At 57.2% G+C, this 11422-nt stretch carries 8 protein-coding genes; 1 reads left to right on the plus strand and 7 read right to left on the minus strand.

From position 1 onward, the window contains the following. Nucleotides 1-127: 127 nt before the first annotated feature. The gene (gene aaeR, locus AC4ICF_RS20815; protein ID WP_116343535.1) at nt 128-1054 is read left to right on the plus strand and encodes an HTH-type transcriptional activator AaeR; all 927 of its coding nucleotides are present in this window, start codon (nt 128-130) and stop codon (nt 1052-1054) included. Nucleotides 1055-1155: 101 nt separating this feature from the next. Here the strand turns inward: aaeR and tldD are convergent, their stop codons facing one another. From tldD to mreB, 7 genes are all read right to left on the minus strand, one after another. Further along, nucleotides 1156-2601, minus strand: coding sequence for a metalloprotease TldD (gene tldD / locus AC4ICF_RS20820; protein WP_316379837.1), 1446 nt, complete (start codon nt 2599-2601; stop codon nt 1156-1158). Nucleotides 2602-2685: 84 nt separating this feature from the next. Continuing rightward, a complete protein-coding gene (gene yhdP / locus AC4ICF_RS20825) occupies nt 2686-6483 on the minus strand; it encodes an AsmA2 domain-containing protein YhdP (RefSeq protein ID WP_316379836.1) in 3798 nt (1265 codons plus the stop codon). A 42-nt stretch (nt 6484-6525) separates the two neighbouring features. Next, entirely contained in the window at nt 6526-7995 is a 1470-nt protein-coding gene (gene rng, locus AC4ICF_RS20830) for a ribonuclease G (RefSeq protein WP_008502847.1), read from the minus strand. Further along, nucleotides 7985-8578: a Maf family protein gene (locus AC4ICF_RS20835; RefSeq protein ID WP_116343538.1), complete on the minus strand. Its 594-nt coding sequence runs from the start codon at nt 8576-8578 to the stop codon at nt 7985-7987. The genes rng and AC4ICF_RS20835 overlap by 11 nt, the downstream gene beginning before the upstream one ends. A 9-nt stretch (nt 8579-8587) precedes the next feature. After that, on the minus strand, nt 8588-9076 hold the full coding sequence (gene mreD / locus AC4ICF_RS20840) for a rod shape-determining protein MreD (protein ID WP_008502849.1): 489 nt from the start codon (nt 9074-9076) through the stop codon (nt 8588-8590). After that, nucleotides 9076-10092: a rod shape-determining protein MreC gene (gene mreC, locus AC4ICF_RS20845; protein ID WP_032650442.1), complete on the minus strand. Its 1017-nt coding sequence runs from the start codon at nt 10090-10092 to the stop codon at nt 9076-9078. The genes mreD and mreC overlap by 1 nt, the downstream gene beginning before the upstream one ends. A 61-nt stretch (nt 10093-10153) precedes the next feature. After that, nucleotides 10154-11197 (minus strand): rod shape-determining protein MreB, encoded by a 1044-nt coding sequence (gene mreB / locus AC4ICF_RS20850; protein ID WP_000913396.1) that lies wholly within the window; start codon nt 11195-11197, stop codon nt 10154-10156. Nucleotides 11198-11422 lie beyond the last annotated feature (225 nt).

Consider the following 11422-nt stretch of genomic DNA (forward strand, 5'->3'; position numbering starts at 1 on the left):
CCGCAGGAGAGCAAGAAACGCCGGGCGAGAATGGCGCAGCCGTTATGTAATTAATAATATATTAACGTAACTGTTATGCTGTTATCTATAATATGTGATCTAAATCACTTTTAAGCCAGAGTGAACAATGGAACGTTTAAAACGCATGTCGGTCTTTGCCAAAGTGGTTGAACTGGGCTCGTTTACCGCCGCAGCACGCCAGCTTCAGATGAGCGTCTCATCCATCAGCCAGACGGTGTCCAAACTGGAAGATGAGCTTCAGGTTAAGCTGCTCAACCGCAGTACCCGCAGCATTGGGCTGACGGAAGCGGGTAAAATTTACTATCAGGGCTGCCGACGCATGATGCATGAAGTGCAGGATGTTCATGAGCAGCTCTATGCCTTCAACAACACCCCCATCGGCACGCTGCGCATCGGGTGTTCTTCAACTATGGCACAAAATGTTCTCGCTGCCATGACGGCAGACATGCTGAAGGAGTATCCAGGCTTAACGGTAAATCTGGTGACGGGCATTCCCGCGCCGGACCTGATTGCCGACGGGCTGGACGTGGTGATCCGCGTCGGCGCGTTGCAGGATTCCAGCCTGTTCTCGCGCAGGCTGGGCAGCATGCCGATGGTCGTCTGCGCCTCGAAAAGCTATCTGGCGCAGTACGGCGTTCCGGAGAAACCCGCCGATCTCACCAACCACTCGTGGCTGGAGTACAGCGTGCGGCCCGATAATGAATTTGAGCTGATTGCCCCGGAAGGGATCTCTACCAAACTGCTGCCGGAAGGACGGTTTGTCACTAACGATCCAATGACCATTTCGCGCTGGCTGGTGGCCGGTGCCGGGATCGCCTACGTGCCGTTAATGTGGGTGATCAACGAGATCAACAGCGGCGTGCTGGAGATCCTCTTCCCGCGCTACCAGTCCGATCCGCGTCCGGTGTACGCCCTGTATACCGAAAAAGACAAACTCCCGCTCAAGGTACAGGTGTGTATTAATTATCTGACCGAGTATTTTGTGGACGTGGCGGAGCTGTTTCAGGGGATGCGGGGAAGAAGAAAAGAATAGGTCTTTCCCCTCACCCTAACCCTCTCCCCAACGGGGAGAGGGGACTGCTCCGTGCGGTCTTTTCTCCCCGTTGGGGAGAGAGCCGGGGTGAGGGGGGGAAATTACGCCGTGCCGCCCACCGTCAGGTTGTCCACTTTCAGCGTTGGCTGGCCCACGCCAACCGGCAGGCTCTGGCCCTCTTTACCGCAGACGCCCACGCCGTTATCCAGCTTCAGATCGTTGCCGACCATGGAGATCTGCTGCATGGCTTCAATACCGGAGCCAATCAGCGTCGCACCTTTGACCGCTTTGGTCACTTTGCCTTTCTCGATCAGATACGCTTCTGACGTGGAGAAAACAAACTTACCGGAGGTGATGTCCACCTGGCCGCCGCCAAAGTTTGGCGCAAAGATACCGTAGTCCACGGATTCGATAATCTCCTGCGGTGTGGATTTGCCCGGCAACATGTAGGTGTTGGTCATGCGCGGCATCGGCAGGTGCGCGTAGGATTCACGACGGCCGTTACCCGTTGGCGCTACGCCCATCAGGCGCGCGTTGAGTTTGTCCTGCATGTAGCCTTTCAGCACGCCGTTTTCGATCAGCACGTTGTACTGGCCTGGCGTACCTTCATCGTCGATAGCCACCGAGCCGCGACGATCGCGCATGGTACCATCATCCACCACGGTGCAAAGCTCAGAGGAGACGAGCTGCCCGATCTGGCCGCTGAACACGGACGTTCCGCGACGGTTAAAGTCGCCTTCCAGGCCGTGGCCTACGGCCTCGTGCAGCAGCACGCCCGGCCAGCCTGCGCCCAGCACCACCGGGAATGTTCCGGCTGGCGCCGCGACGGCATTCAAGTTCACCAGCGCCATGCGCACGGCTTCTTTTGCCCACGCGTCAGCGCGCGCTTCGCCGTCAACGTCGCCCAGGAACCAGTCATAGCCGAAACGGCCGCCGCCGCCGCTTGAGCCGCGCTCGCGTTTGCCGTCGTCATCGACCTGCACGCTGATTGAAAGACGCACCAGCGGACGCACATCGGCCGCCAGCGTACCGTCCGTTGCCGCCACCAGAATCAGTTCATACACACCGCTCAGGCTGGCGGAGACTTCTTGTACGCGTTTGTCGGCGGCACGCGCCACTTTGTCCACGCGGCGCAGAATGTCCAGCTTCTCTTCACGGCTCATGCTCTGCAGCGGATCGATGCTGGTATAGAGCGCAGAGTGCTGCACTTCACCCAGGGTTTTCACGCGACCGTCGCCGGCATCGCGCACAATGGTACGCGCGGCCTGCGCGCTCTGCTCAAGCGCGGCCAGGCTTATCTGGTCGGCATAGGCAAAACCGGTTTTTTCGCCGCTGATGGCGCGCACGCCGACGCCCTGGTCAATGTTATATGAGCCATCTTTGATGATGCTGTCTTCTAAAACCCAGGATTCGTGATAGCTCGACTGGAAATAAAGGTCGCCGTAGTCGAGACGGCGTTCGGTCAGTTGACCAAGAATGGAGAACAGGTCCTGATGGCTCAGGCCGTTCGCTGCGAGCAAATGTTCACTTACCAGGTTCAGACTCATCGTATTGCTACTCGTTCGTTGCCGCCCGTGGCGGTATAAAGATCGTATTTATTGAGAGTGAGGCAATTACCTGCCCACGTCAAATCATTGCTGTGCATCTTTGCGCGGCTGGCGCAGCACCTCGTTAATCTGCGGTTTATCGACCGGACCGGTAATGCGGTAGCGCAAAATGGAGACCTTGCTCCACAGCGGCCCCAGCACTTTACTGGCGGCAAACACCGCCGCACCGACAATCGGGTTCACCACAAAGGCCGCCGCCACGCCAACGCTCGCGGAAATTTCCGGCGCCACCACGGCTTCCATATCCAGCTCGCGACGCACGAGGTTGACCGAGCCCTTCATGGCGATATCCGCTTCAAGGCCATCCACCAGCGTGTCGTCCGTGTGCAAAACGCCGTCCTTGATCCACGCCGTACTTCTGATGGAATCGTAGTAGAAGCCTTCGCTGAAGGTGTCGCTAAAATCAAAGCGCAGCTTGCGCAGCAGCGCATCAAAACTCAGCAGGCGCAGGATCTGTCCGGCGCGCCCCGTGCTCACGTCGGCGATTTCGCCTTTGCCAAAGTGTGTTTTCAGAATGCCGTTCAGTGACGCTTCGTCCGGCTTCCAGGGGGCATCACGCCAGTGAAGATCGTAATTGATGTTAAATGACGAACCGCGCAGCGGCGTGCTGATGCCAAAGAAGTTGGCTGCCGCATCCAGCTTGTTGCCTTTAATGTCACCCTTCAGGGACGTTCGCTGCTCGCCCGGGTTATTCACCCATTCCCCGCCCGCCGTCATGCGGCCAAAGCCGGTGTCGATCAATCCACCGGAGAGCTTGAGCGTATTCCCCTGGATGGCAAAATCACCGTCGATACGGCCGTACTTTTGCCCCCACAGCCAGCACTCCGCGCAGCGCAGCTGCACATCGGGCCAGCCGCTAAAATCGACGCGGGAAGTATTACTCAGCGGCGAGGCATTCGCCGGTTTATCTTTACCCGCGGCGGCCGGGTTGTAATAGAGATAGCGAATCGCTGCCTGCCACGGCGCGTTGTTGCGCATGGTCAGCGTGCCGTTGATCTCCCGGCCCTGAGCCTCCACTTTTGAGCCGTTAGCGGTTGGCTGAGAGACAATGCTCAGGTTGTTCCACTGCTGTCCGCCCAGCATCAGCGACGGCGTGCGTACGGTAATGGTCTGCGGGAACTGGGCGGCCTCATCAACGTTTTGCCCAACGCCTTTCTGGAACAGCGCCAGCCACTCCGCGCCGTCCATCGGCGGGAGGTTAAGCTCAACGCCCGCATGCTCAGGCAACGGCGGCGTGGTTTTGCTGTCCGTCGTCCAGATGGCTTTGTCGAGGGTGAGCTTGCGGTTAAGCAGCCAGCGGCTGTTGAAGTGGTTTGTTCCGCCCGCGCTTCCGGTCAGCGCGAAGCTGTCCAGATTGCCATCCACGTTAAGCTTCACCGGCAGCGACTGTCCGGCCTGTTTATCCAGCGGCGCAGGCAGCTGGCTTCGAATATTCTTCAGGTCACCCGTAATGTCGACCTTATACTGTGCCCCCGCATGATAAGGCAGGTCGATGGCCACTTTGCCCTGCCAGGCGACCGCACCCGCCACTGACGCCTCAATCGGCTTCGGCAGGACCTCCATACGCGACGGCTGCCAGTTGCCGTCCAGATTGACGGCCACCTGATAAGCCTTTTGCCCCTCGGCTGTCGAGAAGTCGATATTCACGGGCTGATTAAACCAGCTGGCGGTAAGCGGCTCGCTTTTCAAATTACCGTTCACAAAGCTGAACTGTCCGCTGAGGTTTTTGAGAGTGCTATCAAGCGGTTTAATGTACAGGCTGTTGTTCTTCAGCCGGACGTCACCTTTGGCGGTGGTCATCTCACCGTCCAGCGGGATATCAAGATGTAAGCGAGCATTCACATCGCCATCGAGCTGGAGCTGCTGAAGGGTCGCCGCCAGCGACTCTTTCAGCGGCGTCTCTTCAAAGTACGGTCCCACCGCTTTCCCCGGGCCGTTGATGTCGGCATCAATCAGCAGCTTCTCTTTTGAGTAGTCCGGGATGTTGGCCGTCAGGTTGCTGGCCGTCACGCCGCCCAGCGCCACGCTGTCGGACTTCATCCATAGTCCGTCGTTGAGGAAGTTAAGCTCGATATCCAGGTTTTTCAGCGCGGGCCAGCCCGGCTGGAACGCGAAGGTGGCGTTATGCAGCGGCACCAGCACCTGAAACTGGCCTTCATTATGTTTGTACGGGAAAAGATGCGGGTTACCGCCGTAGACCAGCGTGGCATTGTCCGCCTGACCGCCCTGAATTGCGCCGCTCAGATAGTCGACCAGCGCCTTACCCATCAGGTTTTCCGGGAAGTATCGCCAGGCCTGAGAACCGTCATCAGTACTGATCCCGGCCAGAATGCCCAGCCACGGCTCATCACCTGCAGGCTGCAGATAGCGGAAATCGCCGCGCGCGTGAACCGCTTTGGCTTTCACATCGATATGGCGGCCATCAAGCTGGAAACCTTTGTCGTTACGTAGCCAGTTAAGCACAGCGCTGCCCTGTTCAATTTCCAGCGGCGCGCGGAAGACCGTCTCGTAAGGCATTTTGGCGTTGTGCATATTGGCCGTCAGCCTGCCGTTATCCACGCTGCCTTCCAGCTTGCCGCTGAAATGCTCAGCACCCGGCAGCATCTTCCACTGCTTCCAGGCAAGGTCTTTCCAGGATGCCTGGAAACGGGTTTTTTCCGTCGCCTGGAGCGGGATATCCAGCGCCAGAGAATCAATATTTCCGCTCGGCTGCGTCGCCAGCCAGATCTCGCCCAGGTCCGGAGAGAGTTTTGCGGCCATCGAGCGCAGGCCTTCAATGGCCGCCAGATCCAGGTTACTGGCGCGGATGCGCAGCTCATCGCTGCGTTTGCTGGCCGCGCCGCCCACGTCCTGCTCTGGCATCCAGGCCAGCGTCAGCGCACCGCGCGGCCACGGCTTGCCGTCCATCGTGATGCGCGTATCGGGGATGGCAAACTGCCAGCCCTCTTTCTCCTGCGTCACGTGCGCGGTGAGGTTATCGACGGAAAGCTGATGCTGCTGTTTTTCGCCCTTCCAGCTCGCTCCCCCCTGCTTCAGCCAGATATCGCCACTGGCAAATTTCCCTTTCGTCAGGGTCATCCAGCCCTCAAGGCTGAAACGGGCGGTTTCCAGCTGCATATTTTGCTGTAACCAGTCGCCGAGCCAGGGCTTCACGTCCACATCGTCGGCCTGCAGCCAGACTTTACCGTTGTTTAGCAGACCGTCATCGTCCCGCAGGTCCATACGCACCTGCATGACGCCGTGCTGGCCGTTCAGGCTGGAAAGATTAACCTGCCCCTCGGCGCGGTGCCGATCCTTACCGTTGAGCCAGGTTAGCTGCGGGATCGCCAGCTCGGCGCGCTGGCCGGAAAGTGTAATAAAGCTCACTTCGCTGTCACGGAGATCGAAATGATCGAACTGGCGGAGAAAGAGATCGCTGAAGCGGTTGGCTTCGAGGCCCTGATTGTTATCACCGCCCGTCAGCGGCGTATTGGTCAGAAACTGGAGTTGATAAAAGGTGAGATCGCGAAACTGCCAGCGCAGATGCAGCAGGCTTTGCCAGACGTCCAGCGCCAGGGTTACGCGTTTGATTTTCAGATAACCGCCGTCTTTCAGGCTTGCGTTGATATCCCGGACATCGAGCGTCGGGCCAAAATTCTGCCAGCTGGCGCTGACCTGGCTTACGTCCACCGGCACGCCGGTGGTGGATTCGATTTTCGCCAGCAACTGCGGACGCCAGCTGTCCAGATGCGGTAAAACGAGGCGTAGCCCGCTCACGAGCAACGCGACAATCACGACCAGCGTTGCCCCTGTAAGCAATAAAATCCCCGGCAATCGCCTCACGCATCTCTCCTTGTCAGCTTTCGTCACGCAGCGAACTGCGTTTTACATCATTACGACGTCAAACTGCTCCTGGTTATAGAGCGGTTCAATTTGTACTTTTACCTGTTTGCCGACAAAGATTTCCACTTCCGCCAGCGCGTGCGACTCTTCGCCTTTAAGCGCTTCAGCCACCGCAGGGGAAGCATAGACCAGAAAACGATCGGAGTCGTAGGCATGATGCACACGGACGATTTCACGCATAATTTCGTAGCAGACGGTCTCAACCGTCTTTACCGTTCCGCGTCCATGGCAGGTTGGGCATTCATTACACAGCACATGCTCAACGCTTTCACGGGTACGCTTGCGCGTCATTTCTACCAGCCCCAGCTGTGAGAAACCGTTGATGCTGGTCTTAACGCGATCTTTACTCAGCGCCTGCTCCAGCGAGTGCAGCACGCGACGGCGATGGTCTTCATTACTCATATCGATAAAGTCGATGATGATAATGCCGCCGAGGTTGCGCAGACGAAGCTGGCGCGCAATTGCCTGCGTGGCTTCGATGTTGGTGTTGAAGATGGTGTCATCCAGATTGCGATGGCCGACAAACGCGCCGGTGTTGATATCAACGGTGGTCATCGCTTCGGTCTGATCGATGATCAGGTACCCGCCGGACTTCAGTTCGACCTTTCGCTCCAGGGCGCGCTGGATCTCGTTCTCGACGTCATAGAGATCGAAGATCGGCTGACGCCCGGTGTAATGCTCCAGCAGGCCCGGCATCTCCGGGATGTATTCAGCGGTAAACTCCAGCAGCGCTTCATACGTCAGGCGAGAGTCCACGCGGATGCGGTCGAGCTGCGCATCGGCAAAGTCACGCAGCACGCGTTGCGCAAGCGCCAGTTCACCATAGAGCTGGTAGCGGGTCTGGTTGCGTTTTTTACGCTCCATCACTTTGGTCCAGACGCGCTTCAGGTAAGCCGCATCCGACGCCAGGTCTTCTTCGCTGATCCCTTCTGCGGCAGTGCGGATAATAAACCCGCCCTGTTCATCGCAGTAGGCGCTGACCACTTTCTTAAGACGCTCGCGCTCACTTTCGCTCTCAATACGCTGCGAAACGCCCACGTGCGACGCGCCAGGCATAAAGACCAGATAGCGGGAAGGTAAAGTGATGTCAGTGGTCAGACGGGCACCTTTGGTACCGAGGGGATCTTTCACCACCTGCACCATCAGATCCTGTCCCTGACGCACCAGTTCAGAAATATCGCGCACGGCAAACTGCTTTTGCTCTTCGCCCGCGACGCACTCGGTGTGCGGCATGATGTCGGAGGCATGTAAAAATGCCGCCTTATCCAGTCCAATATCTACAAAAGCCGCCTGCATACCCGGCAGTACACGACTGACACGACCTTTGTAGATATTGCCTACTATTCCGCGCCGCGCTTCACGCTCAATATGAATTTCCTGAAGAATGCCACCGTCAATATAGGCCACACGGGTTTCCGATGGCGTTACGTTTACCAACAATTCAGCCGTCATAATTATCCCTTCCCTCACGCAGTGAGTTAAAATTACTCAGCAACTCATACGTTTCCACCAGCGGTAAGCCGACTACGGCGTGATAGCTGCCATTAATCTTCCTGACAAAACAGCCACCCAGCCCCTGAATACCGTATGCACCTGCTTTATCCATCGGTTCACCGCTGGCGATATAAGCGGCGATCTCGTCGTCGGTTAGCACTCTGAACGTGACATCCGTAACCACCAGGCAATCCAGCACGTGCTGGCTGTCCGCCAGCGCGACGGCTGTCATCACCTGATGCGTTTGTCCGGACATTTTGCGCAGCATGCGCGCCGCATCGGCTGCATCATGCGGTTTCTCAAGGACTTCACCGTTAAGGATAACGATGGTATCTGCTCCCAGCACGGGCAGATCGCGCGGCACGCAGGCCACTCCCGCCTGCGCTTTCTCGCGTGCCAGGCGAGACACGTACTGCTGAGCACTTTCGCCCTCAGCACGTTTTTCTTCAATGCCGGTCACGATGCGTTCAAAAGAGACCCCTAACTGCGTCAGGAGTTCCTGACGGCGCGGGGAGCCGGAAGCAAGATACAGAGACGTCATAGAAACCTTTTATTGCACAGCAAACTGCTGGCGAACCTTACGCATCAGCAGGAATAGCCACGGCCAGAGCACACCGTTTACTACACTACTCCAGAACACTTCCGGTCGGAAAGAGACGTTGATCACTAAAAACTCTGCCCAGAAAACAACGATATCCGCAGCAAGCGACAACAGCATCACGACCAGGGCCTGTTGCCAGAGCGCGAGGTTACGAAAGAGCTGGAATTTCAGTGCGACGAGGTACGCAATAATGCTCATGGACAGGGCGCGCACGCCCAGCGTAGAGCCACTAATGAGATCCAGTATGGCACCCATCACAAAACCCGTGCCGACATTTACGCGGTGCGGCAGGGCAAGGATCCAGTAAAGCAAAATGAGCAAGACCCAGTTTGGCCGGAAAACGAGAATGTTATCCGGCCAGGGCATAATCTGCAGCAACAGTGCGATGAGGAACGAGAGCCAGATGACCCAGCGTCCCTGGCTACGATAACTTGCCACTACTGCCCTCCCGAAGAGAGTTTAGGCGGTGGCGGCGCGTCTGGCAGCGGCTGCGTTAAACCGGTTGCCGGCGCGGGCACTGGCGCAGGCGGCCCCATAGAGTCCGCTGGCGGGAGAACTTGCGGCATCATCTGCATCAGGCGCTCGTTCGCCACGCGATGCACCTCTTCAGGCGTCATCGGATTAGCACCGTTACGATCGGCGCCCCAGAGCAGCAGCAGGTAGCGCAGACGCTGTAAACCGGCGGTTGGACGGGCCTGAATCACGGTGTACGCACGCTGAGTATCCAGCTTAACCGAAGAGACCACCGCAACCGGGTAGCCCTCAGGGAAGCGTCCACCCAGACCGGACGTCACCAGCACGTCGCCGACACGGATGTCCGTGTTAGCCGGCAGGTGTTCCAGCTGCAGATCGTCCGTGCAGCCGTTACCGGCCGCAATCACGCGGATATCGTTACGCAGGACCTGGATCGGCAGTGCGTGCGTGGCGTCACAAATCAGCAGCACGCGGCTGGTCAGTTTGGCGACGGCAACAACCTGGCCTACTACGCCCTTATCACTGATGACGGGCTGACCTTCATACACCCCGTTCACGCTCCCTTTGTCGATCACAACCTGATCGCTGTAGGGGTCGTTCACGGTGGAGATCACCTGGGTAACCATCTTCTGCTCGTCCTGACGCAGCGGCGAGCCGAGCAGTTCACGCAGACGCGCGTTTTCCTGCTTGTATTGCCCCAGCATCAGCAGTTCGCTGTTTTTCAGCAGCAGTTCCTGGCGTAATGCCCGGTTTTCAAGTTCGAGCTGGTCTCGTGAAGACAACGTTTGAGAAACGGAGTCGAGCAGTTCACGGGGACCATTTGATATAAAGTAGAAAGGACTGACGGCGGTATCCATGTACGTTCGGATCTGGCTGAACGTACCGAGGCGGCTATCGGCAATAATGACGCCAAGCGCAACCAGAACCGCCAGAATGAGGCGAAACTGTAGCGATGGGCCACGGCTAAAAATTGGCTTCATAGGCTATGCGTATTCTCGTGTCAGAGAGAAAGGGTAGCGATTCGCTACCCTTTCACCATGACTACTCTTCGCTGAACAAGTCGCCGCCGTGCATGTCGATCATTTCCAGCGCCTTGCCACCACCACGGGCGACGCAAGTCAGTGGATCTTCTGCAACTACGACAGGAATACCTGTCTCTTCCATCAACAGGCGGTCGAGGTTACGCAGCAGCGCACCACCACCGGTCAGAACCATACCGCGCTCGGAGATATCGGACGCCAGTTCTGGTGGACACTGCTCCAGCGCAACCATTACCGCGCTCACGATGCCCGTCAGTGGTTCCTGCAGTGCTTCCAGAATTTCGTTGGAGTTCAGGGTAAAACCACGTGGAACACCTTCCGCCAGGTTACGACCACGTACTTCGATCTCACGCACTTCATCGCCCGGATACGCAGAGCCGATTTCGTGTTTGATACGCTCTGCGGTGGCTTCACCGATCAGAGAGCCGTAGTTACGGCGCACATAATTAATGATGGCTTCATCGAAGCGGTCACCACCGATACGTACGGAAGAGGAGTACACCACGCCGTTCAGAGAGATCACGGCCACTTCAGTGGTACCGCCACCGATATCCACCACCATAGAACCGGTAGCTTCGGAAACAGGCAGGCCAGCACCGATGGCCGCAGCCATTGGCTCTTCAATCAGGAACACTTCACGTGCACCTGCCCCCTGGGCAGATTCACGGATTGCGCGACGTTCTACCTGGGTTGCGCCAACCGGCACACACACCAGAACACGCGGGCTTGGGCGCATGAAGCTGTTACTGTGAACCTGCTTGATGAAGTGCTGAAGCATTTTTTCAGTCACGAAGAAATCAGCGATAACGCCGTCTTTCATTGGGCGAATGGCGGCGATGTTGCCAGGGGTACGACCCAGCATCTGCTTCGCGTCATGACCCACTGCGGCCACGCTTTTCGGCGAGCCTGCACGATCCTGACGAATGGCCACAACAGAAGGCTCATTCAATACGATGCCTTGTCCTTTTACATAAATAAGGGTATTCGCGGTACCCAGGTCAATGGACAGGTCATTGGAAAACATGCCACGAAATTTTTTCAACATACTAAGGGATAATCCTGAAAGCTGGGGCGGAAAACAAAATCCGCTTACTTTACCAACCACACGCAGCAGCGACAAGGCGCAAAAATCATCTGCAACGGTGAAAATTTGTGCAGTACGTTTCCTGATGTTACAAATTCATCCCCTGACTCCCTCAGGGCTGAGTAAACAGTCGTGTTCCTCACTGGCATTTGTAACCCGTTAAAGGTCGTTCACTGGCTTTTTGCT

This window comes from Enterobacter sp. ECC_219_Taxon_10, from assembly GCF_058354905.1.

Bases quoted from the DNA above. Each gene is read 5' to 3' on its own strand.
- aaeR (WP_116343535.1), top strand. From the start codon at position 128: ATGGAACGTTTAAAACGCATGTCGGTCTTTGCCAAAGTGGTTGAACTG.
- tldD (WP_316379837.1), bottom strand. From the start codon at position 2,601: ATGAGTCTGAACCTGGTAAGTGAACATTTGCTCGCAGCGAACGGCCTG.
- rng (WP_008502847.1), bottom strand. From the start codon at position 7,995: ATGACGGCTGAATTGTTGGTAAACGTAACGCCATCGGAAACCCGTGTG.
- AC4ICF_RS20835 (WP_116343538.1), bottom strand. From the start codon at position 8,578: ATGACGTCTCTGTATCTTGCTTCCGGCTCCCCGCGCCGTCAGGAACTC.
- mreC (WP_032650442.1), bottom strand. From the start codon at position 10,092: ATGAAGCCAATTTTTAGCCGTGGCCCATCGCTACAGTTTCGCCTCATT.
- mreB (WP_000913396.1), bottom strand. From the start codon at position 11,197: ATGTTGAAAAAATTTCGTGGCATGTTTTCCAATGACCTGTCCATTGAC.